Raw genomic sequence first — 25,423 nt, 5'->3', positions numbered from 1 at the left:
CCGCATTTTCGCGGCATTTGCCTACAGATGCGCGCGTGCTTTCTGGTTGAAAAGCCTGATAACGTTGACTACGCAGGAACTTCAGTGCCTTGCAGTCTTAGGAGCCCCGCGGCGTGCCTCAGGACAAGACCGGCGACCCGCGACAGTCGGCGGGCAACAAACTATCGGTCCTGCGCAAGCACCCGATCTTCGCGGATCTGGAGCCGGACGCGCTTGATCAGCTCTGCCGCTACGCCAAGCACACCATGGTGAAGCGCGGTGCGACGATCGCCGCCAAGGGCGATCCCGGAAACAATTTGTTCGCGGTGATCGCCGGGACAGTGAAGATTTCCTCTTCGTCGCCTGATGGGCGGAATGCCATTCTCAACCTGATCGGTCCTGGAGAAATCTTTGGCGAGATCGCCGTGCTCGACGGCGCGCCAAGGTCGGCCGACGCGACCGCCAACACCAATTGCGAGCTCTACATCATCGACCGCCGGGACTTCCTGCCGTTCGTGAAGAGCCAGCCGGCGCTGGCGATGAAATTCATCGAGCTGCTCTGCGCGCGCTTGCGCTGGACCAGCCAGCAAGTCGAGCAGGTGATCCTGCAAGATCTACCGGGTCGGCTCGCGAGCGCGCTGCTCGGTCTCACTGAGGAGCGCAAGCTCGACTCCGGCAGCGGCACGCTCACCATCACGCAGCAGGAGATCAGCGAGATGGTGGGGATGACGCGCGAGAGCATCAACAAGCAATTGCGCGTCTGGGCAGGTCGCAACTGGGTTCGCCTCGAGCACGGCGCCATCGTCGTGCTCGACATTGATGCCTTGCGCGAACTCGCCGAGAGCGGCCTCGACGGTAACTAGCTGTCGATGATTGCGACTGCGCGGGTCCAGCCTGCGGAGGCACGCTCGATCTTCACCGGAAAGCATGACACCGTGAACCCGGTCGAGGGCAGCTGGTCGAGATTGTGCAGCTTCTCGAGATGGCAATAGCCGATGTGCCGTCCCGCCTTGTGGCCTTCCCAGATCAGGCCGGCATCTTTTGTTTCCGCATATTTCTTCGCGGTATAGACGAATGGCGCGTCCCAGCTCCATCCGTCGGTGCCGGTCAGCCGCACGCCGCGTTCGAGCAGATACATGGTGGCCTCATAGCCCATGCCACAACCCGAGTTGACGTAGTCGGCGCGGCCGAATTTGGCGCCGGCGCTGGTGTTGACGACGACGATCTCCAGCGGCGACAGCGTGTGCCCGATCCGCCTCAACTCCTTCTCGACGTCGTCGGCGCTCGCTACGTAACCGTCGGGCAGATGCCGGAAGTCGAGCTTCACGGCGGGCTGAAAGCACCATTCCAGCGGCACCTCGTCGATCGTCCACGACCGCTCGCCGCGATTCATGGTCGGATGGAAGTGCCAGGGCGCATCGAGATGCGTGCCGTTATGGGTCGACAGCGAGACTTGCTCGACGGCCCAGCCCTGGCCGTCCGGCAGGTCTTGCGCCTTGAGGCCGTCGAAGAACTGCAGCATCCGCGGCAGGCCCTGCTGGTGATCGATATACTGGATCGTCGGGTGATTGCCCGGGGGATCGGCCGTCACGTCGTTTCTGAGCGGCACGGAGATGTCGATCAGCTTCCGCGGCATGGGTGTTCCTCGGGACGGTCCGTTTTGTTTCGGAGCATCTTGGAGGGGCCGCACCGGGGGCGTCAAGCGACGCGCGTGAACGTTTCGCGCGGCAGACGGCCATATGGTTTCGGAAAAAACTGACTATTCCCAGATTGCCTCTCCGAACCCGCTTGATCCATCGATACAACTCTAGCATTGATCGATGCCGGATTTGGCTTGGACTCAGAATGCCGCCCGCCCTACGGACGACAATGGCGCTTGACTTCACACCTGAAGTGGAGCGACCCAAGGCGGCCCACAGCATCTGCCCAACGATATAATCACCTCAGGAGGAAGCCCAGATGAAGACACTCACCGGCATCATTGCAGCCGCTCTGCTTGCGGTCTCAGCCCCCTTGGCGACCGCACGCGATTTCCGTTCCGCCGACATCCATCCCGCTGATTATCCGACCGTCGAGGCCGTCAAGTTCATGGGCAAGCAGCTCGCGACGGCGAGCGGCGGCAAGCTTGGTGTGAAGGTGTTTCCCAACGGAGCCCTGGGCTCCGAGAAGGACACCATCGAGCAGCTCAAGATCGGCGCACTCGACATGATGCGGATCAACGCATCGCCCTTGAACAACTTCGTGCCGGAAACCATCGCGTTGTGCCTGCCCTTCATCTTCCGGGACACGCAGCACATGCGCACGGTCCTTGACGGGCCGATCGGCGACGAGATCCTGGCGGCTATGGCGCCCGCAGGCCTGATCGGCCTCGCCTATTATGACAGCGGCGCCCGGTCCATCTACACCGTTAAGGCACCGATCAAGTCGCTCGCCGACCTCAAGGGACTGAAGATCCGCGTCCAGCAATCCGACCTGTGGGTCGGCATGATCCAGAGCCTCGGGGCCAACCCGACGCCGATGCCGTATGGCGAGGTCTATACCGCGCTCAAGACGGGTCTGGTGGACGCTGCCGAGAACAACTGGCCCTCTTACGAATCCTCGCGCCATTTCGAGGCCGCCAAGTTCTACAACGTCACCGAGCACTCCCTGGCGCCCGAAGTTCTCGTGATGTCCAAGACGGTCTGGGACACGCTGAGCAAGGAAGATCAGGCGATGGTCCGCAAGGCGGCCAAGGAATCGGTGCCCGTCATGCGCAAGCTCTGGGACGAGCGTGAGCAGGCGTCCCGCAAGACGGTTGAGGCGGCCGGCGTTCAGGTCGTGACGATCGCCAACAAGGCGGAATTCGTCGATGCGATGAAGCCGGTGTACGACAAGTTCGCCGGTGACGAGAAGCTGAAGGGCCTCGTCAAGCGGATCCAGGACACGAAGTAAGACCATAGCGTCGGTCCGGCGTCGCCGCATGGCGACACCGGGCCCCGCAAGGAGAGCTGATGACAGACCCTCACGTCGCAAGCCACGAGCAGGAAGTCGCCGGACGACCGTCGACCGGCTTGCTGTCGCGGATCAACGCCGTCGTCGCTCGGCTGGGCATGTATGTGTCTGTGACCGGACTGCTCGTTATCGTCACCATCGTGTTCTACCAGGTGTTCGGACGTTACGTGCTGAATTCCAGCCCGACCTGGACGGAGAACCTCGCGCTGGTTCTGATCCTGTATGTCACGCTGATCGGCGCCGCTGTCGGCGTACGCGATGCCGGACACATCGGAATGGACAGCTTGCTGGTGATGCTTCCTGATCAAGTGCGTGAGAAGATCGAACTCGTGATCCACGTCCTGGTGGCCGTGTTCGGCATTGCGATGGCCTACAACGGCTGGATCCTCGGGGCGTCGGTCGGAACGGTGAAGATCCCCAATCTCGGCCTGCCGGAGGTCATCCGCTACGTGCCGCTGATCGCCTCCGGCGTTTTGATCGTTTCCTTTTCAATCGAGCACATCATTGCTCTCCTGCGCGGCGAAGAGGTCGTCCCCTCATGGAATTGATCATTCTCGGCGCCACTTTCTTCGGCTTTCTCGTCATCGGTGTACCCGTTGCCTTCGCGATCGGTCTCTCGGCGATTTGCACCATCCTCTACGAAGGCCTGCCGGTCGCCGTCATCTTCCAGCAGATGATGTCGGGGATGAACATCTTCTCCTTCCTCGCCATCCCGTTCTTCGTCTTCAGCGGTGAGCTGATGCTGCATGGCGGCGTCGCCGACAAAATCGTGCAGCTCGCCAAGAATCTCGTCGGGCACATCCGCGGCGGGCTCGGCATGTCGAACGTGGTCGCCTGCACGCTGTTCGGCGGCGTCTCCGGTTCGCCCGTGGCCGACGTGTCGGCAATGGGGGCCGTGATGATCCCCATGATGAAAAAGGAAGGCTTCGACACCGACTACGCCGTCAACGTCACCACCCATGCCTCGCTCGTCGGAGCGCTGATGCCGACCAGTCACAACATGATCATCTATGCGCTCGCCGCCGGCGGCAAGGTATCGATCGGCGCGCTGATCGCCGCCGGCCTACTGCCGGCGCTCGTGCTGATGGTGTGCATGCTGGCCGCCGCTTACGGGGTCGCGGTGAAGCGAGGCTATCCGGCCGGCAAGTTCCCGGGCTGGCCCGCGGTTTTTCGCTCGTTTGCGGCCGCTCTGCCTGGCCTTCTGATCGTCGGCATCATCCTCTCAGGCATCCTGTCGGGCGTGTTCACGGCAACCGAATCCGCGGCCGTCGCGGTCACCTATACGATCCTGCTGACGTTCTTCATCTACCGTACCATGACCTTGCCGAACTTCCTGCGCGCTGCGGCCAAGGCGGTGAAGACGACGGGCGTGGTGCTGCTGCTGATCGGCGTCTCCACCATGTTCCAGTATCTGATGGGGCTGTACGAGGTGGCCGACTTCGCCGGCGACATGATGAGCAAGGTCTCGACGCAGCCCTGGGTCATCTTCCTGCTCATCAACGTCATCCTGTTCGTGCTCGGCACGTTCATGGACATGGCCGCGACCATCCTGATCTGCACGCCGATCTTCCTGCCGATCGCGATGAAGGCGGGCATGGATCCGGTGCAGTTCGGCATGCTGATGCTGATCAACTGCGCGCTGGGACTGAACACCCCGCCGGTCGGAACGACGCAATTCGTGGGCTGCGCCATCGGCGGCATCTCGGTGGGCGCGGTGATGCGCACCATCCTGCCGTTCTACGCCGCCCTGATCGCAGCTCTGATGTTCGTGACCTACATCCCCGCCTTCTCGCTGTGGCTGCCCCGCCTGCTGATGGGCTACAAGGGATAGCAGCAACACAGGAGAATTCGTTCGTGACTGACTATCGCAAGCTCTTCGATCTCACCGGCAAGACCGCCGTGGTGCTCGGCGCCGCATCGGGCATCGGTAAATCGTCAGCCGAGGCGCTGGCCGGGCTCGGCGCCCGTGTCGTCTGCGCCGATCGCGCGCTTGATGCCGCCGAAGCGACCGCCGCCGGCATTCGCGACAAGGGCGGCTGGGCCGAGGCGGCCGCGTGTGACGCCGCGAGCGCTGCGGACGTCAATGCGTTGGCCAAGTCCGTGATGCAGAAATTTCCGCGGCTCGACATTGCGGTGACGACGCCCGGGCTCAACATCCGCAAGACCATCCTCGACTATACCGAGGAGGATCTCGACCGCGTCCTCAACCTCAACATCAAAGGCACGGTCTGGTTCTTCCAGGCGTTTGGCCGCATCATGGTCGAGCAGAAAGGCGGCAGCATCATCGCCTGCTCCTCGGTGCGTGCGGTGACCATCGAGCCGGGCCTGGGCGTCTACGGCTCGACCAAGGCGGCCATCGGCCTGCTGGTGAAGGGGTTTGCTTCCGAGGTCGGACGCTCCGGCGTGCGCGTCAATGCGATCGCGCCGAGCATCGCCGAGACCGCGCTGACCGGCCCGTTCAAGCAGCGTCCAGACATCTACAATCTTTACGCCGGCCACACCGTGTTCAACCGCTGGAGCAGCGCCGACGAGGTCGCGACCGCCGTCGCTTATCTCGCCTCGGACGCCGCAAGCTATGTCAGCGGCAGCACGCTGTTCGTCGATGGCGGCTGGACCGCGGTCGACGGGCCGCCGACCGGCCTCACCCAGCTGCACAAATAGGGCGGTTATCTAGCCGGTGAAGCCTGCACGCTGGCGCAGCTCCTTGTGGTCTGCGCCGGTCAGCAACGCGATCAGTGCGGCCGCATCTTGCGGATGCGTGGCCCGCGTGGTCACGCCGGCCGTGTACATCGTCACGAGTTCGCAGCCCGGCGGCAGCGCCCCTGATAGCGCGATGCCGTCGGTCGCGATGATCTCGGTCGCCTGGGTGCATCCGATCGGATGCGCGGCGGTGGACGCCGCAAGCTCGCGCATCGCGGCCGCGCCATTGGGAAAAATCTTGAGGCGCGAAGCAACCTCATAGGCGATGCCGAGCTGATCCAGGACTTTTGCGACGTGCTGTCCTGCGGTCGAGGCTCTGGTATCCGGGACGTAGATTGCGTCGGCGCTGCGCAGCACCTCGCGCAAATCGGCCTCGGTTTTCACGGTTACCTTGGGGTCGCGGCTGCGAACCGCCAGCGCGGTCTCGACCCGGCCGACATCTGCGATGGAGGAGGGGGTGACGAGATTCTCCTCCGCGAGCTTCGCAAGCAGCGCCTGCGTCAGGATGACGAGATCGGCCGCCGTCCCCGCGCGCAGCTTGTCGGCCATGATGCCGACCGCGCCGAACTCACCGTCGATACCGAGGCCGGTCTGCGCCTTGAAGGGCTCGCTGAGGCCGCGTACCAGGCCTTGCGCCGCACCTCCGCTCAAAACATTCACTGTCGTCACGATGCTAGCTTCATGGCTGCGATGATCTTGGCGCGCGTGATCGGCAGGTCGCGCACGCGCACGCCGAGGCAATCGTAGACCGCATTCGCGATCGCCGCGGTCGCCGGGCCGTGGGCGGCCTCGCCGGCGCCGACCGGCTCGATCTCCGGCCGCTGGATGATCTCGACATCCACTGCCGGCACCTCGCTGAAGGTCAGGATCGGATAGTCGGTCCATGACGTCGATGTGATCCGCATCCGGTCGAAGCGGACGCGTTCCTTCAACACCCAGCTTGTCGCCTGCATCGCGCCACCCTCGATCTGGTTGATGACACCGTCCGGATTGACGGCCTCGCCGACATCGACCGCAAGCGTCAGCCGCTTGACGCGGATGTCATCAGTGCCTTCGATCTCCGCAATCGCGGCGCAATAGGCCCCTGTGTTCTTGTAGCGGGCGAAGCCGACGCCGTGGCCCGTGCCGGACTCTTTCTGCGGTTTCCACTGCGCGCGTCGTGCCGCGGCGCGGATGACGTCCTTCGCCCGCTCGTCGCGCAGATGACGCAAGCGGAACGCGATCGGATCCTCGCCGCGCAGGGCGGCGATCTCGTCGAGCAAGGACTCGATGGCGAACACATTGCCCTGTCCGCCGAGTGTCCGCAGCGCCGAGGTCCGCACCGGCATGGTCAGCAGCCGGTGGCTCGTGACCGTCCAGGCCGGGAGGTCGTAGAGCGGAATGGAGTTCCGATCGCCGCCGCCGCCGTTGGCAGCGGGCGGGTTGGTCGAGATCATGCGGGGGTAGGGGTTCGTAATCTCGGTCGCGGCAAGCAGCGCGGGCTGTGCCGCGCGCCCCGGTCGCGCCGCGTGGCCGTTGCTCCAGATCGCATGGCGCCAACCGACGATCTCGTTGTCCTCGTCGAGATCAGCCTCGACCTCGATCGCCATCGCTGCGCCAAACGGCGCGTGGGCCATCTCGTCGTGGCGCGACCACTGCACCCGCACCGGACGGCCGGCCGCCGCTTTCGCCAGCAGCACGGCATCGAGCGCGACGTCGTCGGCGGCATTGTGCCCGTAGCAGCCCGCACCCTCCATGTGCTCGACCACGATGTTTTCGGCCGACAGCTTGAGCACGATCGCGAGATCGGCGCGCAGCAGGTAAACGCCCTGGCTGTGCGTCCAAACGTGGACACGATCGTCGCCGGCCCATTGTGCCATGGCGCAGGAAGGCGCGATCGAGGCATGCGCGATGTAGGGGCGGGTGTATTGCCGGCGGAGAGTCCGAATGGGCTTGCCTGTCGTTGCCGCCATCCTGGTGTCGATGACATAAGTCTCGACCGGCTGGCTTTTCAGGAAGCCCGCCAGATCATTTTCATCGGGCAACGGTTCGCCGGCTGACCATATCGCGCCCTTGCGAAAGGCTTTCAGCGCGGCTTCCGCCGCTGCCTCGCTGTCCGCAACCACGCCGGCAAAGCCGCCGTCGCGGACGATCGCGACGAGGCCGGAAACGGCGCGCGCGGCCGCTTCGTCCAGTGCAATCAATTTGGCGCCCGAGACGTCCGGCCGCAACACGCGTCCGTGCACCAGGCCCGGCAGCGCATGGTCATGGATGAAGCGCGGCCGTGCGAACACCTTGTCGGGAATATCGACGCGCTGGACCGAATGTCCGGCGATAGCGCGTTTGGCGAAGTTCTTCGTTGTCGCGCCCGCATTGGCGTCGTGGTCGAGCGAGACGTCGCCGGCAAGCTCCCAATAGCTGGTCCTGACATTGCCGGGGCCCGAGATCGTGCCGTCATCGATCTCGAGCAGCGACGCATCGACGCCGAGACGTTCCGATGCCGCGACGAGGAAGCGCTGGCGCACCTCGGCGCAGGCGTGGCGCAGCGCGCGGCCGGACTGCTGGATTGAGAGGCTGCCCGAGGTGACGCCCTCGTTCGGGCTGGTCGCTGTGGAGGCACGGATCATCTCGATCCTGATGATATCGACGTCGAGCTCGTCGGCGGCGATCTGCGCCAGCGCTGTGACGATGCCCTGACCGATCTCGACCTTGCCGGGCGAGATCGCGATACGGCCTTCGCCGATGAGCCTCACCCAGGAGGACAGCTTTGGATTGGCCGCAAGGCTGACCGGCAGTGTCGGGGCAGGGGACGCCGTACTCATGATGCCGCCATCTGCGACGCCGCCCGCAGTACGGCGCGGACCATCCGGTTGTGCGATCCGCAGCGGCACAGATTGTGATCCAGCGCCGCTTTGACCTCCGCCTCGGTCGGCGACGGATTGCGCTTCAGCAACGCCGCCGCGCTGATCAGGATCCCGGAGACGCAATAGCCGCATTGCATCGCCTGTTCGGCGATAAAGGCACGTTGCAGCGGGTGCGGTTGCTCTGCCGTGCCGAGGCTACCTCGACCGTGACGATGTCCTTGTCCGCGACCGACCACATCGGCAAGTCGCAGGAGGCCATCGCGCGGTCGCCGACCATGACATAGCAGGCGCCGCACTCGCCCGCTCCGCAACCGAAATGCGGACTGGTGACGCCGAGCGGGCCGCGCAGCACATCGAGTAGCGTCCGATCGGGAGCGGCATCCACGGACGTGGCCGCGCCGTTGAGCTGGAATTGAATGGTAGGCATTGTCGCTCTACAGCCTCAGGACTTGTCGAACTTCTTGACGACGTCGGCCCATTTTTCGATGTCGCCGCGCAGGAATTTCTCAAATTGGTCCGGCGTCATCGACATGGGTACGGCACCCTGCTCGGTCCAGAGCTTTATGATGTCGGGGCGCTTCACCATCGCGTTCACGGCGGCATTGAGCTTGTCGATGACAGGTTTCGGCGTGCCGGCCGGCGCCATCAGGCCGAGCCAGATCGTGGCTTCATAACCTGCCACGCCTGCCTCGATCGCCGTCGGTACGTTTGGCAGCACCGCTGAGCGCTGCTTGCCAGTGGTCGCGAGCGCGCGGACCTGGTTCTCGCCGATATTAGGCGCCATCGCCGGCACTGCGTCGATCATCATCTGCACCTGCCCGCCGATCACGCCGCTGCGCGCCTCGCCGCTGTTGCGGTAGGGGACGTGCACGAGGTCGATGCCGGCCATGGCTTTGAACAGCTCCCCGGCCATGTGATAGGGCGTGCCCTGGCCGGAGGACGCGTAGTTCAACTTGCCCGGCTGCGACTTGGCGAGCGCGACGAACTCCAGCAGTGTCTTCGCTGCGACTTGCGGGTTCACCACGATGACGAGATCGGAATAGTTCACCGGCGTGATCGGCGCGAGGTCACGCATCAGCTCGTATTTGCGTTTATCCGGCGTCAGCAGGGATTCGTTTGCGGTCTGGGTGTTGGACATCATCAACAGCGTGTAGCCGTCGGCCGGCGACTTCGCCGCTTCGACCGTGCCGATGACGCCCGCCCGCGCCGGTTCGGTTCTCGATCACGAAGGGCTGGCCGAAACTCTCCTGGAGCGCATTGCCGATCAGCCGGGCCGCGACATCGGCCGGCCCGCCGGCGCCGAAGGGCACGACGATCCGGACCGCGTGGTTGGGATAGTCTTGTGCCAGGGACGGGGCTGCGGAGAATGCGCTGAGCAGGCCGGCGGCCAGCGCCAGCATAAATTGTCGGGCCGTCACACCCACCTCCCTGATATCGTTCTTGTTGGCCGGCACTGTAGCGGCAGGGGAGGCGGACTGTCGACGCATCACAAAGCCGACGGTGCCTGGAATATCGGGCGGTTTGCGGTGTGGCGGTGCCGCTCTTCGCGGTTGCGGCAGGAACCGGCAGCGCAGGCGGCCTGAGCAAATCGCATGGGCATTGCCGGATAAATACGCTCGGCTGACCGGTATTTTGGTGTTACCAAATTGGACATGAACCAGCACGCCAAGATCGAAATCCGCCATTCCACCTGCCCGCATGATTGCCCGTCGGCCTGTGCCCTCGACATCGAAGTCGTCGAGGGACGCAGCATCGGCCGCGTCCGCGGTTCGAAAAAGCAGACCTATACGGCCGGCGTGGTCTGCGCCAAGGTTGCCCGTTATGCCGAGCGCATCCATCACCCCGAGCGGCTGATGTATCCAATGCGCCGCACCGGGCCGAAGGGTTCCGGTCAATTTGCGCGGATCAGCTGGGACGAGGCGCTCGACGAAATCGGGCATCGCTTCAACCAGGCCGAGCGCGAGTTCGGGGCAGAATCGATCTGGCCCTATTATTACGCCGGCACGATGGGGCTGGTGATGCGCGACGGCCTCAATCGTCTCACGCATGTGAAGAAATATTCGCGCTTCTATCAGACCATCTGCGCCAATGTCGGGCGTATCGGGTTCGCGATCGGCACTGGCAAGATCGCCGGCGTCGATCCGCGCGAGATGGCACTCTCCGACCTCGTCGTGATCTGGGGCACCAATCCCGTCAACACGCAGGTCAACGTGATGACGCACGCGGCACGTGCGCGGAAGGAGCGCGGCGCCAAGATCGCGGCGGTCGACATCTACGACAACGAAACCATGAAGCAGGCCGACATCAAGATCATCCTGCGGCCCGGCACCGATGGTGCCTTCGCCTGCGGCGTGATGCATGTCCTGTTCCGTGACGGCTATGCCGACCGCGCCTATATGGACAAGTACACCGATTGCCCTGACGAGCTCGAGGCGCATCTGGAGACGCGCACGCCGGAATGGGCGTCCGCGATCTCGGGCGTGCCGGTGGCGGAGATCGAGGCCTTTGCCAAATTGGTCGGCGAAACCAAGCGCACCTTCTTCCGGCTTGGCTACGGCTTCACCCGCTCGCGCAACGGCGCGGCGCAGATGCATGCCGCGAACTGCATTCCCGCGGTGACCGGCGCCTGGCAATATGAAGGCGGCGGCGCCTTCTTCAACAATTACGCGCTGTGGCACTTCAACGAATCCATCATCGAAGGCCACGACGCCATCGACAGGGCGACGCGTGCGCTCGACCAGTCGCAGATCGGGCGCATCCTCACCGGTGAGGCCGAGGCCCTGCACGGCAAGGGTCCGATCAAGGCGATGCTGATCCAGAACACCAATCCAATGACGGTGGCGCCGGAGCAGGCACTGGTGCGCCAGGGCTTTGCGCGCGAGGATCTGTTCGTCGCAGTGCACGAGCAATTCATGACCGAGACGGCTGAGATGGCCGACATCGTGCTGCCGGCGACGATGTTCATGGAGCACGACGATCTCTATTACGGCGGCGGCCACCAGCACATCTCGGTCGGGCCGAAGCTGATCGATCCGCCCGGCGAATGCCGCTCCAACCATGAGGTCCTGCAGGCGCTGGCGCCGCGGCTCGGCGCCAGGCATCCCGGCTTCGAGCTGACGCCGCGCGAATTGATCGACGCGACGCTGAAGCTCAGCGACCACGGCGACATTGCCGGCCTTGAAGCCGATCTCTGGCGTGACCTGCAACCGGACTTCCGCACCTCGCATTATCTCGACGGCTTCGCCCATGCCGACAGGAAATTCCACTTCAAAGCCGATTGGGCGCATCCGCCGTTCGGCCAGACGATGGGGGACTTCGACAAGATGCCGTCGCTGCCGGATCATTGGGCGGTGATCGAGCACTCCGATCTGGCCCATCCGTTCCGGCTTGCCACCAGCCCGTCGCGCAGCTTTCTCAACACTACCTTCAACGAGACGCCGTCCTCGCAGGCGCGCGAGGGCAAGGCGAGCGTGATGATCCATCCCCTGGATGCGGCCGCGCTCGACATCGCGGACGGCGACGCCGTGACGCTCGGCAACACCCGCGGCGAGACCACGCTGATTGCCATTCTGTTCGAGGGCGTGCGCCGTGGTGTGCTGATCGCGGAGTCCGTTCATCCCAACAAGAACCATATCGGTAACCGCGGCATCAACATGTTGACGGGCGCGGACACCATCGCGCCGATCGGCGGAGCCGCTTTCCACGACAACAAGGTCTGGATCAGGAAAGCGGTCGCGGCCTGAGCGCTCGCGCTTCGTTCGCCTTTCAAGTTTGTGTCGAGGCGCTAAAGCGGCGGCTCGCCGCAGATTGCCCTTGCACCTTCAGCCCGTGCTGCCGCAAATGGCTGCAAAACGGGAACTAGAGGAAGCGAGTGCGCCATGACCGACACCACAGCCGTGATCACTGAGAAGCGCGGGCAGGCGCTCTGGATCACCATCAACCGGCCCGAGAAACGCAATGCGCTGAATGGCGAGGTCATCGCCGGCATCGCACGCGGCTATCGCGACGCGCATGACGACAAGGACATCCGCGTCATCGTGCTGACGGGTGCGGGCGAGAAGGCGTTCTGCGCCGGCGCGGATTTGCAGAACTCCGGCGCGGCTTTCGCGATGGATCATTCCAAACCAAATGTCGACTATGCCGATCTGCTGCGTTTGTCGCAGAACGCGACCAAGCCGGCGATCGCGCGCGTCGGCGGCGTCTGCATGGCCGGCGGCATGGGCCTGCTCTGCATGACCGACATGGCGGTCGGCGCCGATCACGTCATCTTCGGCCTGCCGGAGGTGAAGGTCGGCGTGTTTCCGATGCAAGTGTTGAGCCTGTTGCAGTCGATCGCGCCGCCTCGGCTCGTCAACGAATGGGCGCTGACCGGCGAGCCGTTCGACGCGAAAGCGGCGCAGGGAGCCGGCCTGCTCAATTATGTCGTGCCCACGGCCGAGCTGGACGCCAAGGTCGACTGGCTGATCGGCCGCATCGTCGACAAATCCCCGACCGCGATCCGCCGCGGCAAATACGCCATGCGCGCAATCGCCTCGATGTCGTTCGACGAGAGCATCGCCTACACCGAAAGCCAGATCGCGCTGCTCGCCATGACCGAGGACGCCAAGGAAGGGCTGAAAGCGTTCGGCGAAAAGCGCAAGCCGATTTGGACGGGGCGGTGAGGGCGCACCGCTCTCGTGTCCCGGACGCGCTGCAACGCTCTTGCGTTGCTGCGCAGAGCCGGGACCCAGAACGCAGTTCGGTACAGCGCGGCGGGATAGGCCCCGGCTCTGCAGCGCACCGCTGAAGAAGCGCTGCGCTGCGTCCGGGGCACGAGAGCGACTTCCACCAGCTTAGATTCGATTGTCAAACAGCAAACACGCCTTCGCCTTCTCGCGGCGTATTCCGCCCGAGGTTTGCTCTCCGTTTCACGCCCTTTCCGGAGAAAGGGCGCAGGGAAGGCCGGGTGCCGGCTGGCACCCGCATGACTCCCGTGCGAGAACGTTGCACACGCAATGCACAGGAGAGAAACAGGGCAGCCTGACATCCGGCCTTCCCTGCGCAGTGGTTTGACGGCTTATGCGCGCTCTCCCCGGAGACGAATTCCTGCTTGCCTCCGTCACCTCGCGAAAGTCACGGACATCTCCCCGGTTGAGGCGATGCCGCATTCGCAAAGGCTTGACCGTAGCAACGACGGCCAGGACCACGCGGTTTTGCCGTACGCATTCGGCGCCGTCCGTCGTGCGCGGTCCGCGATGTGCTCACGGGGTTCATCCCGCCCTGCACATTACGTTCCGCATCGGCGCCGCTCGCGTCCACCGCAGCCCGATCCGCGGTTCGTGACGACGTACGACCGCCCCTTTCGCCGGATCAGGATGGGGCGGAGAATGCGATAAAACAGAAATTCTGTAAAGGCGAATATTTTGGCGAGCGATGGTTGACCGAAGGGTAGCGTGTTTTGCCCGTCGGGTGGCGCAAAGTGTTGTGGCCGCGTAGGGCTGACCCACCTCTCTAGTCTCCGCGGTGACAGAAGTGGTGGGGTACGCCAGCGACTGCGCTTCGCGCAGCCGCCGTCTGACCGACCCTACAGGATTCACCCCGCGTTGGCTTTCAATCCCGCGGCCTGGATGCCCGCCACGGCACACGCCTCGTCATTGTCCGACGTGTCGCCGGAGACGCCGACGGCGCCGAGCAGCGTCGCGCCGTCCATGATCAGCACGCCGCCGGGGACCGGGACCAGCGCGCCCTTGGCGATGGTGTTCACGGCGTCGATGAAATAGGCCTGCTCCTGCGCGCGCTGGAACAAAGCGCGCGAGCCCATGCCCAGTGCGAGCGCGCCATAGGCCTTGCCGTGCGCGATCTCCGCACGCATTAGGCTGGTGCCGTCCTGCGCCGCGGCGATCTTGAGCACGCCGCGGGCGTCGAGGATGGTGACGACGAGTGGCTTCAGCTTCAGCTCGGTGGATTTCGCGAAGGCGGCGTCGAGGATCTTGCGGGCGGTGTCGAGGGTGAGGTCAGCCATGGCTGGTTTCCTTTGCAACGGGAGTGGTTGTGGATTGGGTCTCGGCACGATCAAGGCTCATCGCCAGCACACGCGCGACGTGAAGCGCCTCGCGCTGGGCGCCGTCGTGGATCTGGTGCCGGCAGGAGGTGCCGTCGGCAACGACCAGCGTATTCTGGTCCGCGCGGCGCACGGCAGGCAGCAGCGACAGCTCGGCCATCTCGATCGAGGCGTCGTAGGTGTCCGCGCCATAACCGAACGCACCGGCCATGCCGCAGCAGCTCGACTCGATGGTCTCGACCGCAAGGCCGGGGACGAGGCGCAGCACCTGCTCGACCGGCTTGAAGGCGCCAAAGGATTTTTGATGACAATGGCCGTGCACCATGGCCTTGTCGGCGACGGTGCCGAACGGCAGTTGCAGCCGGCCGGCCTCGGCTTCGCGCACCAGAAATTCCTCGAAGGTCAGCGCATGGGCGCCGACCGCCTTGGCATCGTTGTCCTTGCGCAGCGAAGCCAGCTCGTCGCGCAGGGTCAGCAGGCAGCTTGGCTCGAGACCGACGATCGGCACGCCGCGCGCGGCGAAGGGCGCGAAGGCGGCGACGAGACGATCGAGTTCGACTTTCGCTTCGTCGACGAGACCGGCGGACAGGAAGGTGCGGCCGCAGCACAGCGGCCGGCCGCCGCTCGCGGGCTTCGGCAGGTGCACGCGATAGCCGCCGGCCGCCAGCACGCGCAGCGCGGCCTCGAGGTTTTCGCGCTCATAGATGCGATTGAAGGTGTCGGCGAACAGCACGACCTCGCGGCCGGTTTCAGGTCCCACGCTGTCCGCAGGCGGTACGAACACATCACTGCGGAAGGCGGGCAGGGCGCGTCGCGCGCTGATGCCGGCGAAGCGCTCGAACAGTCTTCGCAGCAGCGGGCTGTGATTGCGCAGGTTGACGAGCGGCGCGAAGCGCGACGCGAGGCCGGCATAGCGCGGCAGGTAGCCGACCAGGCGATCGCGCAAGGTCAGGCCGTGTGACGCCGCACGCGCGGCGAGCACCTCGATCTTCATCTTGGCCATGTCGACACCGGTCGGGCATTCGTGGCGGCAGGCCTTGCAGGAGACGCAGAGCTTTAGCGTCTCCATCATCTCGTCCGACGACAAGGCGTCCTCGCCGAGCTGGCCGGAGATGGCGAGCCGCAAAGTGTTCGCACGCCCTCGCGTGACGTCCTTCTCGTTGCCCGTCGCGCGGTAGGACGGGCACATCACGCCGCCCTCAAGCTTCCGGCAGGCGCCGTTGTTGTTGCACATCTCGACCGCGCCCTGAAAACCGCCGCCGGCCCCGGGATAAGCGGACCAGTCGAGTTTTGTCTTGAGCTCGGCGACGCGATACTCAGGCTTGAAGCGGAATAGCGAACGATCGTCCATCTTCGGTGCGTCGACGATCTTGCCGGGGTTGAGCACGCCATCGGGATCGAAGCGCTGCTTCACCTCGCGGAAGTCGGTGACCAGGCGCTCGCCGAACATTGTTTCGTGGAATTCGGAGCGCACCAGGCCGTCGCCATGTTCGCCGGAATGCGAGCCCTTGTATTCGCGCACCAGCTCGAAGGCCTCTTCGGCGATGGCGCGCATCGCCTTGACGTCCTTATCGAGCTTCAAATTCAACACCGGCCGCACATGCAGGCAGCCCTCGGAGGCATGGGCGTACATCGTGCCGCTGGTGCCGTGCCTGGCGAACACCTCGCTCAGCCGCGCGGTGTAGTCGGCGAGATGCGGCAGCGGCACGGCGCAGTCTTCGACAAAGGAGACCGGCTTGCCCTCCTGCTTCATCGACATCATGACGTTGAGGCCGGCGGCGCGGAAATCGGCGATGCCACTCTGCAGCGCAGGCTCGATGATTTCGACCACGCCGCCCCATTTGCGTTTGTCCTTATTCCAGCCGAAGCCGAGATCGCCCATCAGCTCGCCGAGCTGCTTCAGGCGTACGAGATTATCCGCCTGATCCTCTTCAGCGAATTCGACCACCAGCACCGCATCCGGATCGCCCTTGATGGCAGCAGAGATGATCGGCTGAAACATCGCGATGTCGCGGCCGAGCGCGAGCATGGTACGATCGACCAGCTCGACCGCGATCGGCTTCAGCTTGACCAGATGCTGGGCGGCGTCCATCGCCTCGTAAAAATTGCCGAAATGGCAGATGCCGAGCGCCTTGTTGCGGATCACCGGCCACAGCTTCAGCTCGACCTTGGTGGTGAAGGCGAGAGTGCCCTCGGAGCCCACGAGAAGATGCGCCATGTTGTTGCGCGCATTGCGCGGCACCAGCGCATCGAGATTGTAGCCGCCGACTCGGCGCTGCACCTTCGGAAAGCGCGCGGCGATCTCCTCGGCCTCGCGGGCGCCGAGATCGAGCATGTCGCGGAACAGGGCGCGGGCGCTGTCGTTCGCGTCGAGATCAGAGAGATCGCGCGCCACCTCGCCGTAACGGCTCAGCGTGCCATCGGCGCGCGCGGCCTCCATCGACAGCGTGTTGTCGCGCATGGTGCCGTAGCGCAAGCTACGGCCGCCGCAGGAATTGTTGCCGGCCATGCCGCCGATGGTCGCGCGCGATGCCGTGGAGACGTCGACGGGAAACCACAGGCCGTGCTTCCTAAGCTGGCGGTTGAGGTCGTCGAGCACGATGCCCGGCTCGACCACGCAGGTGCGGGCCTCGACGTCGAGCGACAGAATCCGGGTCAGATGCTTCGAGAGATCGACCACAAGGCCGTCATTGACGGTCTGGCCGCATTGCGAGGTGCCGCCGCCGCGCGGCGTGACCTTGCGTCCCTCGTCGCGCGCGATCGCCAGCGCCCGCAAGGCCTCGTCCATGGTCTTGGGCACAACCACGCCCGCGGGCACGATCTGGTAGAACGAGGCGTCGGTGGCGTAGCGGCCGCGGCTGAAACCGTCGAACAGGACGTCGCCGGTCATTTCCGCGCGCAGGCGCCGTTCGAGCGAGGAGGCGTTTGTCATCCCTGGTCCCGGACTGATCCAGCGAGGCCTACGGCCGGACTGGAGTATTCATTCTTGTTTCTGATCGATTTCATTATGAATGCAAATGAGCAAGCCCGGCTGCCCTTCACGGCGCGGCCGAAGCGCCCTCTTGGGGCTCGGTCAGGTGCTCAATCGCGGCCGTCCGCTTGTTGCGCAGGTGCTGGAACAGGATGTCGCTGAGCTCACTGCCGGCACGGCGGCGCAGCGCGTCGAGGATGGTCTCGTGCTCGCGCATCGCTTCGGCCCAGCGCTGCCGCTTGCGGGCGAAATTGGCGGAGTAGCGGACGCGGCGGATCCGCCCGGCAAAGTTGGCGTACGCGGTCTTCAGCGTCTCGTTGCGCGCGGCCGCGACGATGCTTTCGTGGATGCGCTGGTTGACCTGGAAATAGCCGTGCATGTCGCGATGCAGATAGTGGCCGTACATCTCGTAATGCAGCTGCTCGATCGCGGCGATTTCCGCATCCGTAATGGCTTCGCAGGCGAGGCGCCCGGCCAGGCTTTCCAGCCCCGCCATGATGTCGAACAGCTCCTCGAGATCGCGCTGGCTGAGTTGGCGGACCCGCGCACCGCGATTGGGGAGAAGCTCGATCAGCCCCTCTGCGGCGAGCACTTTCAGTGCCTCGCGCAGCGGTGTGCGGGAGATGCCGAGCATCTCGCAGAGCTGCCGCTCGGGAACGCGGGCGCCTTCCGAAATGTTGCCCTCAACCACGTAGTCGCGCAGCCGCAGCAGGATCTCGCCGTGAAGCGAGGCCTCCTGGCGGTCGCCGCCATTTGTGGCGGACGGGGCAATCGGAACCCCGGTGTCGGGAATCGTGGATTTCATTTGCAGCACAATAGTTTGCTCGTTTGGTCGCGTCGATGTCCACAATCGGATACCAAATTTAGGTGGAAAGTACAAAAAATGAATGCAAACTAGCTCGCAGAGCCGGCCAGAATCCGCCGACAGGGAGGTTTTCATGCATCAGGGACGCCATTTCCTTCAGATTCCCGGCCCGAGCCCGGTCCCCGAGCGCGTCCTGCGCGCCATGGACATGCCCGTCATCGACCACCGGAGCGCGGAATTCGGCGAGCTCGGCCGGGCCGTGCTCGAAGGCAGCCGGAAAATCTTCCAGACCGCCGGCCCGGTGGTGATCTTCCCCTCGTCGGGAACCGGTGCCTGGGAGGCCGCGATCGTCAACACGCTGTCGCCGGGCGACAGGGTGCTGATGGTCGAGACCGGCCATTTCGCCACCCTGTGGCGCCAAATGGCGGGACGGTTCGGCATCGAGGTCGATTTCGTTCCCGGCGACTGGCGCCGCGGCGCCGATCCGGCCGTGATCGAGGCAAGACTCACTGACGACACCGCCCACGCGATCAAGGCCGTGATGGTCGTGCACAACGAGACCTCGACCGGCGCGACCAGCCGCATCGCCGAGATCCGCGCCGCGATCGATCGTACAGGGCATCCGGCGCTGCTGATGGTCGACACCATCTCCTCGCTCGGCTCGGTCGACTACCGCCACGACCAATGGAAGGTCGATGTCAGCGTCAGCTGCTCGCAGAAGGGTTTCATGCTGCCGCCCGGCCTCGGCTTCAACGCGATCTCGGAGAAGGCGCGCGCTGCGGCGAAGACCAACAAGATGCCGCGCTCCTATTTCGACTGGGAGGAGATGCTCAAGCCCAATGCAAACGGCTTCTTCCCCTACACGCCGGCGACCAATCTGCTCTACGGCCTGCGCGAGGCGATCGCGATGCTGCTCGAAGAGGGCCTCGACGACGTGTTCGCGCGGCATCAGCGGCTGGCTGCTGCGACCCGTGCCGCCGTCAATCATTGGGGCCTCGAAATCCTCTGTCAGGAGCCATCGGAATTTTCGCCGGTGCTCACGGCGGTGCTGATGCCGCCGGGACATGACGCCGATCAATTCCGCAAGATCGTGCTCGACAATTACAACATGTCGCTCGGCTCGGGCCTGTCGAAGGTCGCGGGCAAAGTCTTCCGCATCGGCCATCTCGGCGAATGCAACGCGTTGACGCTGCTCGGCGCGCTCACCGGCGTGGAGATGGGCCTTTCGGTCGCGGGCGTGCCGCACCGCTCCGGCGGCGTCGATGCCGCGATGAAGCTGCTGGAGCAGCGCCCGCACGGCAATACGTCGCCGCATCTGAAAGTGGTCGGCACTTAAACCGCGCGGGGATAACCACAAAAAGCATTCAGGGAGGGTGAGATGGGAGTATGGCCGCAGAGTAGGGGGCGGCCGCCCTCCGGCCATGCATGGGAGCCGCCTTTAGAAGAGGGGACAAGCCGGTCAAATGGTGCTATTCGGCGGCCATCCAAAATCAAGGCAAGACCGGGAAGGACGCCGATGACCGTGCATACTGGAAGGCATTTCCTACAGATTCCAGGACCGACCAACGTGCCCGACCGGGTGCTGCGGGCGATGGACATGCCGACGCTGGACCATCGCGGTCCGGAGTTCGCCGAGCTCGGTTTCGCCGTCCTCGCCGGAATGCAGCGGGTGTTCCGCACCAAGCAGCCCGTGATCATCTTCCCCTCGTCCGGCACCGGCGCCTGGGAAGCTGCGATGGTCAACGTGCTGGCGCCCGGCGACAAGGTGTTGATGTGCGAGACCGGCCAGTTCGCCGTGCTGTGGCGCGGCATCGCCGAGAAGTTCAAGCTCGACGTCGACTTCATCCCGAGCGACTGGCGCCATGGCGCCGATCTCGCCGAGATGGAGAAGCGGCTTGCCGCCGACAAGCAGCACGCGATCAAGGCGGTCTGTGTCGTCCACAACGAGACCTCGACCGGCTGCGTGACGCCGCCGCTCGAAGTGCGCAAGCTGCTCGACCGGGTCAAGCATCCGGCGCTGCTGATGGTCGACACCATCTCCGGCCTCGGCTCGATTGAATACGAACACGATGCCTGGGGCATCGACGTCTCGGTCGCCGGCTCGCAGAAGGGCCTGATGCTGCCGCCGGGCCTCGGCTTCAATGCCGTCTCGGAGAAGGCGCTCGCGATGGCCAAGGCCAACCCCGGCATGCGCTCTTATTGGGACTGGCAGGAGGTGATCAGCTTCAACAAGCTCGGTACCTTCCCCTACACGCCCGCCACCAATCTGCTCTACGGCCTGCGCGAAGCGGTCAAGATGCTGGAAGAAGAGGGGCTTGAGAACGCCTGGACCCGCCACAAGCGCCACAGTGCGGCGACGCGTGCCGCGGTCAAGGTCTGGGGCCTGGAGACGCAGTGCGCCGATCCCGCCGCACATTCGCCGGCGCTGACCGGCGTGCGCGTGCCTGATGGCCATGACGCCGACGCCTTCCGCAAGGTTGTGCTGGAAGCCTTCGACATGTCGCTCGGCACCGGCCTGAACAAGGTCAAGGGCAAGGTGTTCCGCATCGGCCATATCGGCCATTTCAACGATCTGATGCTGATGGGCACGCTCGCCGGCGTCGAGATGGGCCTCGATCTTGCAAAGATCCCGCACCGGAGCGGCGGCGTGTTGGCGGCCATGGACGTCCTGAAGGGACGCGACGTGGTGCCGATGGCCAAGGCCCAGGTAGCCTGAGGGCTCAGGTGGCCTAAAGGCTCAAGTGGCTTGAACTAGCTTAGAAAAGAAGTGAGCGCGCGATGAACGCACCGACGACTGCCAACGAAGACCTGCTTTACTCCGTCACGGACGGCATCGCGCGGATCACTTTCAACCGTCCGCAGGCGCGCAACGCACTGACCTTCGCCATGTACGAGCGCATGGCGGAGATCTGCCTGGAGATCAACGCCGATCGCTCGATCAAGGCACTGATCCTGACCGGCGCCGGCGACAAGGCGTTTGCCTCCGGCACCGACATTTCTCAGTTCCGTGCGTTCAAAACCGCGCAGGATGCGCTCGACTATGAGGCTCGCATCGACCGCGTGCTCGGCACGCTCGAGCAGTGCCGCGTGCCCGTGATCGCGGCGATCGCGGGGGCCTGCACCGGCGGCGGTGCCGGAATTGCGGCCTGCTGCGACCTTCGCATCGGGACTGAAGCGACACGCATCGGCTTTCCGATCGCGCGCACGCTCGGCAACTGCCTGTCGATGTCCAATATCAGCCGCGTCGTCTCGCTGGTCGGCCCCGCCCGCACCAAGGATATGATCTTCAAGGCGCGCCTGGTCGAGGCGCCGGAAGCGCTCGCGCTCGGCCTGCTCACCGAAATCGTGCCCGATGTCGAGACGCTCCAGCGCCGTGCCGACGAGACCGCCAAGCTTGTGGCGAGCCACGCCCCGCTCACGCTGGAAGCGACCAAGGAGGCGGTGCGCCGCATCCGCCGCACGCTGTCGCGCGAAGAGGGCGAGGATCTGATCCTCAAGGCCTATATGAGCGAAGATTTCCGCGAGGGAATGGACGCCTTCCTCAACAAGCGCACGCCCAACTGGAAGGGCAAGTAGCGTATCTCCGGCTTGGGCCTCGTCAGCCGAAAGTCATAGGCGGCGGGATGCCCGCCTGCTTGAACTCGCTGGCTTTAGTCCGCACAATGTGCCGATAAATTACTGACAAACAAAGCCAACAATAACCAGGGGGCGAAACTCGTGCGAATTCTAGTGAAAGCTGTCGGGGTCGCAGCGGCGCTAACGTTGAGCGCGCCGGCCTTTGCCGGCTGGGAGCCGACCAAGCCGGTCGAGATCGTGGTGGCGGCGGGCGCGGGCGGCGCCTCCGATCAGATGGCGCGGATGATGCAGGCCGCGATCCAGAAGAACAATCTGATGAAGCAGCCGATCGTGGTCTCGCTCAAGGGCGGCGCGTCAGGTGCGGAAGCGCTGATGTACATGAAGTCCAGCGAGGCCGATCCCAACAAGGTGCTGATCGCCTATTCGCTGATCTACATGCTGCCGCTGTCGGCGAAGATTCCGTTCAACTGGCGTGAGCTGACCCCGGTCTCGGTGATCGCGCTCGACCAGTTCGTCCTATGGGACAACAGCTCGGGTCCCAAGACGGTGAAGGAGTTCGTCGCCGCCGCGAAGGCTGCGAGCGCCCCGTTCAAGATGGGCGGCACCGGCTCCAAGCGCGAGGATCACGTGCTGACGGTGTTTCTCGAGCAGAAGACCGGCGCGAAATTCTCCTATCTGCCTTACAAGTCCGGTGGCGAGGCCGCGACCCAGCTGGTCGGCAACCACACCGAATCCAACGTCAACAACCCGTCCGAAAATCTCGAAGTCTGGCGCGCGGGCCAGGTGCGTCCGCTCTGCGTGTTCGACAAGGAGCGCATCTCCTACACCAGCAAAGTGACGGACACGCAGTCCTGGGCCGACATCCCGACCTGCAAGGAGGAGGGCGTCGACGTCCAGTATCTGATGCTGCGCGCGACGTTCCTGCCCGGTAAGGTCACGGCTGAGCAGCAGGCGTTCTATGTCGACCTGTTCCACAAGGTGACGCAGACCGCCGAATACAAGGACTACATGGAAAAGCAGGCGTTGAAGCCGATCTTCCTCACCGGCAAGGACATGGTGCAATTCCTCGAAGAGGACGATGCAGTCAACAAGTCGCTGATGACGGAAGCCGGATTCGTCGCGAAGTAGCTTTGGTTTCTCCCTCTCCCCGCTTGAGGGGAGAGGGTCGGAGTGAGGGGCTCTCTCCGCGAGTCCAATCCTCACCGTCATCGCGGAGACTCCCCCTCACCCCAACCCTCTCCCCGCAAGCGGGGAGAGGAGGAATTGAACTACTCGGTCCCCAACGGCTCATGTCCCAAACCGATCTTGAAATCGTCGTCGACGATCCGACCGCGCCCGAAGACGACTCGCCTTCCGTCGTCTCCTCCGGCACGGTCGAGATATTCGTCTGTCTCCTGTTGCTCGCGCTGGCTGCCACGCTCGGCTACGACAATTGGCGCACCGGCGCCTCCTGGGATTCGACCGGGCCGGAGCCTGGCTATTTCCCGTTCTATCTCTCCGTCATTCTCGGCGGCAGCAGCCTCTACGGCCTGATCGTGGCTCTCGTCGCGCACCGCAAGGCGGCTGAGACCTTCGTCACGCGCGCGCAGGCCCGCCGTGTGATGGCGGTGTTCGTGCCGACGCTGCTGTTCTGCCTGACGACGCAGTTTCTCGGCCTCTATGTCGCGAGCTTCCTGCTGATCGCGGGCTTCATGCGCCTCGTCGGCAAGATCGCGCTGTGGAAGTCGCTGCTCACCGCTGTCGTGTTCACGGCGATCATGTTCCTCACCTTCGACATCGCCTTCGACGTCATCATGCCGAAAGGGGCCGCTCGAAGCGGCCTTCGGCTACTAGGCGGGGCCTGCGATGGAAGCTTTCGGTCTCTTGCTTCACGGCTTCGCCGTCCTGCTGACGTGGAAGACGCTCGCGCTGATGATGGTCGGGCTGGTGCTCGGCATCTTCGTCGGCGTGTTGCCCGGGCTCGGCGGACCCAACGGCGTCGCGATCCTGCTGCCGCTCACCTTCACGATGGATCCGACCTCGGCGATCGTGATGCTGTCCTGCATCTACTGGGGCGCGCTGTTCGGCGGCGCGATCACCTCGATCCTGTTCAACATCCCCGGCGAGGCCTGGTCGGTCGCGACCACGTTCGACGGGTATCCGATGGCGCAGCAGGGCAGGGCAGCGGAGGCACTGACCGCGGCGTTCACGTCCTCTTTCATCGGCTCGCTGGTCGCTGTGCTGCTGATCACTTTCCTCGCCCCGATGATCTCGTCCTTTGCGTTGAAGTTCGGCCCGCCCGAGTTCTTCGCTGTTTATCTGCTGACCTTCTGCTCCTTCGTCGGATTGGGCCGCGAGGCCAAGCACAAGACTGTCATCTCGATGTCGTTGGGGCTCCTGCTCGCGGGCGTCGGAATGGATACCGTGTCGGGGCAGCTGCGCATGACCTTCGGTTCGTCCGAGCTTTTGCGCGGCATCAACTTCCTGGTCGCCGTCATCGGCCTGTTCGGCATCAGCGAGATCCTGCTGACGATGGAGGAGCGCCTCGCGCTGCGCGGACACGCAGCGAGCATTTCGCTGCGCGTCGTGCTGAGTGTGTGGAAGGACCTGCCGAAATACTGGGTGACGCTGCTGCGCTCCTCCGTCATCGGCTGCTGGCTCGGCATTACCCCGGGCGGCGCGATCGCGGCCTCCTTCATGGGCTACAATCTGGCAAAGCGCTTCGCCAAGGATCCCGAGAGCTTTGGCAAGGGCCGCATCGAGGGCGTGTTCGCGCCGGAAACGGCGGCGCATGCCTCCGGCACCGCGGCCCTCTTGCCGATGCTGGCGCTCGGAATTCCCGGCTCCGGCACCGCGGCGATCCTGCTCGGCGGGTTGATGGTGTGGGGGCTCAATCCCGGCCCGCTGCTGTTCGTCGAGCACAAGGATTTCGTCTGGGGCCTGATCGCCTCGATGTATCTCGGCAATGTCGTCGGCCTCGTGCTGGTGCTGACGACGGTGCCGATCTTCGCCTCGATCCTGCGCGTGCCGTTCGCCGCGGTGGCGCCGATGATCGTGGTGTCCTGTGCGATCGGCGCCTATGCGATCCAGAACGCCATGTTCGACATCTGGCTGATGCTCGGCTTCGGTGTCGTCGGCTACGTCTTCAAGAAGATCGGCATTCCCTTGGCGCCGTTCACGCTCGCGCTCGTGCTCGGCAACCGCGCGGAGGATGCCTTCCGCCTGTCGATGATCGGCTCCGGCGGCGACCTCAAGGTGTTCTGGTCGAACGGCCTGGTCGGCTCGATCACGACGCTCGCGATCGTGCTGCTGTTCTGGCCTATCATTGATAGGCTTCTGACACGCATTGGAGGGATGCAACGGGGCAAAGCCAGGTCACTTTGACGTCTATCACTCAAAACATCCCGGACAAGTTCGGACCTTCCGCAGCGGATCGTTCGCCGGCACACGTTTATCCGGCGCGATGTACGAAAACAGGCCGCGCTGATCCGTAAACCTGCCGCGCATGATCGTCTCCGCCGATTCGAGATGATAAAGTG

At 64.4% G+C, this 25,423-nt stretch carries 18 protein-coding genes and 3 pseudogenes; 13 read left to right on the top strand and 8 right to left on the bottom strand.

Going from position 1 to position 25,423, the window contains the following annotated elements; all coding sequences use genetic code 11:
* The first annotated feature begins 113 nt into the window (after positions 1-113).
* On the top strand, positions 114-842 hold the full coding sequence (locus tag ACVWW3_RS17825) for a Crp/Fnr family transcriptional regulator (RefSeq protein WP_247350731.1): 729 nt from the start codon (positions 114-116) through the stop codon (positions 840-842).
* Here the strand turns inward: ACVWW3_RS17825 and ACVWW3_RS17820 are convergent.
* On the bottom strand, positions 839-1,615 hold the full coding sequence (locus ACVWW3_RS17820; RefSeq protein ID WP_247350732.1) for a cyclase family protein: 777 nt from the start codon (positions 1,613-1,615) through the stop codon (positions 839-841). The genes ACVWW3_RS17825 and ACVWW3_RS17820 overlap by 4 nt on opposite strands.
* A gap of 323 nt (positions 1,616-1,938) precedes the next feature.
* Here ACVWW3_RS17820 and ACVWW3_RS17815 point away from each other — a divergent pair, with 323 nt between their 5' ends.
* The 4 genes from ACVWW3_RS17815 to ACVWW3_RS17800 are packed head-to-tail and all read left to right on the top strand — an operon-like array spanning position 1,939 to position 5,631.
* Positions 1,939-2,910, top strand: coding sequence for a TRAP transporter substrate-binding protein (locus ACVWW3_RS17815; protein ID WP_247350733.1), 972 nt, complete (start codon positions 1,939-1,941; stop codon positions 2,908-2,910).
* A gap of 59 nt (positions 2,911-2,969) precedes the next feature.
* Positions 2,970-3,518 (top strand): TRAP transporter small permease, encoded by a 549-nt coding sequence (locus ACVWW3_RS17810; RefSeq protein ID WP_247443767.1) that lies wholly within the window; start codon positions 2,970-2,972, stop codon positions 3,516-3,518.
* Positions 3,509-4,801, top strand: a complete 1,293-nt coding sequence (locus ACVWW3_RS17805; protein WP_247443766.1) for a TRAP transporter large permease — start codon at positions 3,509-3,511, stop codon at positions 4,799-4,801. Before ACVWW3_RS17810 ends, ACVWW3_RS17805 begins: the two co-directional genes overlap by 10 nt.
* Positions 4,802-4,824: 23 nt before the next feature.
* On the top strand, positions 4,825-5,631 hold the full coding sequence (locus ACVWW3_RS17800) for an SDR family NAD(P)-dependent oxidoreductase (RefSeq protein ID WP_456649178.1): 807 nt from the start codon (positions 4,825-4,827) through the stop codon (positions 5,629-5,631).
* A 9-nt stretch (positions 5,632-5,640) separates the two neighbouring features.
* Here the strand turns inward: ACVWW3_RS17800 and ACVWW3_RS17795 are convergent, their stop codons facing one another.
* The 4 genes and pseudogenes from ACVWW3_RS17795 to ACVWW3_RS17780 form a co-directional block, all read right to left on the bottom strand.
* Positions 5,641-6,339 carry a molybdate ABC transporter substrate-binding protein gene (locus ACVWW3_RS17795; RefSeq protein WP_456649179.1) on the bottom strand — a complete coding sequence of 233 codons (699 nt, stop codon included), beginning with the start codon at positions 6,337-6,339 and terminating at the stop codon, positions 5,641-5,643.
* Positions 6,336-8,471 carry a molybdopterin cofactor-binding domain-containing protein gene (locus tag ACVWW3_RS17790; protein WP_456649180.1) on the bottom strand — a complete coding sequence of 712 codons (2,136 nt, stop codon included), beginning with the start codon at positions 8,469-8,471 and terminating at the stop codon, positions 6,336-6,338. Before ACVWW3_RS17790 ends, ACVWW3_RS17795 begins: the two co-directional genes overlap by 4 nt.
* Positions 8,468-8,940, bottom strand: a pseudogene (locus ACVWW3_RS17785) ((2Fe-2S)-binding protein). The gene ACVWW3_RS17790 and the pseudogene ACVWW3_RS17785 overlap by 4 nt, the downstream one beginning before the upstream one ends.
* Positions 8,941-8,955: 15 nt before the next feature.
* Positions 8,956-9,913: pseudogene (locus tag ACVWW3_RS17780) on the bottom strand (tripartite tricarboxylate transporter substrate binding protein).
* A gap of 252 nt (positions 9,914-10,165) precedes the next feature.
* On the opposite strand from ACVWW3_RS17780, the gene ACVWW3_RS17775 reads away from it, so the two are divergent.
* Entirely contained in the window at positions 10,166-12,256 is a 2,091-nt protein-coding gene (locus ACVWW3_RS17775; protein WP_456649807.1) for a molybdopterin-dependent oxidoreductase, read from the top strand.
* Positions 12,257-12,391: 135 nt separating this feature from the next.
* Entirely contained in the window at positions 12,392-13,174 is a 783-nt protein-coding gene (locus ACVWW3_RS17770) for an enoyl-CoA hydratase/isomerase family protein (protein WP_456649181.1), read from the top strand.
* A gap of 911 nt (positions 13,175-14,085) precedes the next feature.
* On the opposite strand, the gene ACVWW3_RS17765 is transcribed toward ACVWW3_RS17770, so the two are convergent.
* The 3 genes from ACVWW3_RS17765 to ACVWW3_RS17755 all read right to left on the bottom strand — a co-directional run bounded on the left by ACVWW3_RS17765 (position 14,086) and on the right by ACVWW3_RS17755 (position 18,329).
* A complete protein-coding gene (locus ACVWW3_RS17765; protein WP_247443755.1) occupies positions 14,086-14,514 on the bottom strand; it encodes a GlcG/HbpS family heme-binding protein in 429 nt (142 codons plus the stop codon).
* Positions 14,507-17,485, bottom strand: a complete 2,979-nt coding sequence (locus tag ACVWW3_RS17760; RefSeq protein WP_456649182.1) for an FAD-binding and (Fe-S)-binding domain-containing protein — start codon at positions 17,483-17,485, stop codon at positions 14,507-14,509. Before ACVWW3_RS17760 ends, ACVWW3_RS17765 begins: the two co-directional genes overlap by 8 nt.
* 106 nt (positions 17,486-17,591) lie before the next feature.
* Positions 17,592-18,329, bottom strand: coding sequence for a GntR family transcriptional regulator (locus ACVWW3_RS17755; protein ID WP_456649808.1), 738 nt, complete (start codon positions 18,327-18,329; stop codon positions 17,592-17,594).
* A gap of 133 nt (positions 18,330-18,462) precedes the next feature.
* On the opposite strand from ACVWW3_RS17755, the gene ACVWW3_RS17750 reads away from it, so the two are divergent.
* The 6 genes and pseudogenes from ACVWW3_RS17750 (at position 18,463) to ACVWW3_RS17725 (ending at position 25,268) form a co-directional block, all read left to right on the top strand.
* Positions 18,463-19,665: a pyridoxal-phosphate-dependent aminotransferase family protein gene (locus ACVWW3_RS17750; protein WP_456649183.1), complete on the top strand. Its 1,203-nt coding sequence runs from the start codon at positions 18,463-18,465 to the stop codon at positions 19,663-19,665.
* Between the two features lie 180 nt (positions 19,666-19,845).
* Positions 19,846-21,045 (top strand): pyridoxal-phosphate-dependent aminotransferase family protein, encoded by a 1,200-nt coding sequence (locus ACVWW3_RS17745; RefSeq protein ID WP_247443748.1) that lies wholly within the window; start codon positions 19,846-19,848, stop codon positions 21,043-21,045.
* Between the two features lie 62 nt (positions 21,046-21,107).
* The gene (locus ACVWW3_RS17740) at positions 21,108-21,905 is read left to right on the top strand and encodes an enoyl-CoA hydratase/isomerase family protein (RefSeq protein ID WP_247443746.1); all 798 of its coding nucleotides are present in this window, start codon (positions 21,108-21,110) and stop codon (positions 21,903-21,905) included.
* 141 nt (positions 21,906-22,046) lie between these two features.
* Positions 22,047-23,033, top strand: coding sequence for a Bug family tripartite tricarboxylate transporter substrate binding protein (locus ACVWW3_RS17735; RefSeq protein WP_247443744.1), 987 nt, complete (start codon positions 22,047-22,049; stop codon positions 23,031-23,033).
* A gap of 161 nt (positions 23,034-23,194) precedes the next feature.
* Positions 23,195-23,738 (top strand): annotated as a pseudogene (locus tag ACVWW3_RS17730) (tripartite tricarboxylate transporter TctB family protein).
* Between the two features lie 12 nt (positions 23,739-23,750).
* Positions 23,751-25,268: a tripartite tricarboxylate transporter permease gene (locus ACVWW3_RS17725; protein ID WP_456649184.1), complete on the top strand. Its 1,518-nt coding sequence runs from the start codon at positions 23,751-23,753 to the stop codon at positions 25,266-25,268.
* Positions 25,269-25,423: the final 155 nt, after the last annotated feature.

The organism is Bradyrhizobium sp. LM2.9, assembly GCF_054056555.1.
Note: the sequence above shows the minus strand (reverse complement) of the source record. Positions and strands in the feature narration are given on the sequence as shown.

Bases quoted from the DNA above. Each gene is read 5' to 3' on its own strand.
- ACVWW3_RS17820 (WP_247350732.1), bottom strand. From the start codon at position 1,615: ATGCCGCGGAAGCTGATCGACATCTCCGTGCCGCTCAGAAACGACGTG.
- ACVWW3_RS17815 (WP_247350733.1), top strand. From the start codon at position 1,939: ATGAAGACACTCACCGGCATCATTGCAGCCGCTCTGCTTGCGGTCTCA.
- ACVWW3_RS17810 (WP_247443767.1), top strand. From the start codon at position 2,970: ATGACAGACCCTCACGTCGCAAGCCACGAGCAGGAAGTCGCCGGACGA.
- ACVWW3_RS17805 (WP_247443766.1), top strand. From the start codon at position 3,509: ATGGAATTGATCATTCTCGGCGCCACTTTCTTCGGCTTTCTCGTCATC.
- ACVWW3_RS17790 (WP_456649180.1), bottom strand. From the start codon at position 8,471: ATGAGTACGGCGTCCCCTGCCCCGACACTGCCGGTCAGCCTTGCGGCC.
- ACVWW3_RS17775 (WP_456649807.1), top strand. From the start codon at position 10,166: ATGAACCAGCACGCCAAGATCGAAATCCGCCATTCCACCTGCCCGCAT.
- ACVWW3_RS17770 (WP_456649181.1), top strand. From the start codon at position 12,392: ATGACCGACACCACAGCCGTGATCACTGAGAAGCGCGGGCAGGCGCTC.
- ACVWW3_RS17765 (WP_247443755.1), bottom strand. From the start codon at position 14,514: ATGGCTGACCTCACCCTCGACACCGCCCGCAAGATCCTCGACGCCGCC.
- ACVWW3_RS17760 (WP_456649182.1), bottom strand. From the start codon at position 17,485: ATGACAAACGCCTCCTCGCTCGAACGGCGCCTGCGCGCGGAAATGACC.
- ACVWW3_RS17755 (WP_456649808.1), bottom strand. From the start codon at position 18,329: ATGAAATCCACGATTCCCGACACCGGGGTTCCGATTGCCCCGTCCGCC.
- ACVWW3_RS17750 (WP_456649183.1), top strand. From the start codon at position 18,463: ATGCATCAGGGACGCCATTTCCTTCAGATTCCCGGCCCGAGCCCGGTC.
- ACVWW3_RS17745 (WP_247443748.1), top strand. From the start codon at position 19,846: ATGACCGTGCATACTGGAAGGCATTTCCTACAGATTCCAGGACCGACC.
- ACVWW3_RS17740 (WP_247443746.1), top strand. From the start codon at position 21,108: ATGAACGCACCGACGACTGCCAACGAAGACCTGCTTTACTCCGTCACG.
- ACVWW3_RS17725 (WP_456649184.1), top strand. From the start codon at position 23,751: ATGGAAGCTTTCGGTCTCTTGCTTCACGGCTTCGCCGTCCTGCTGACG.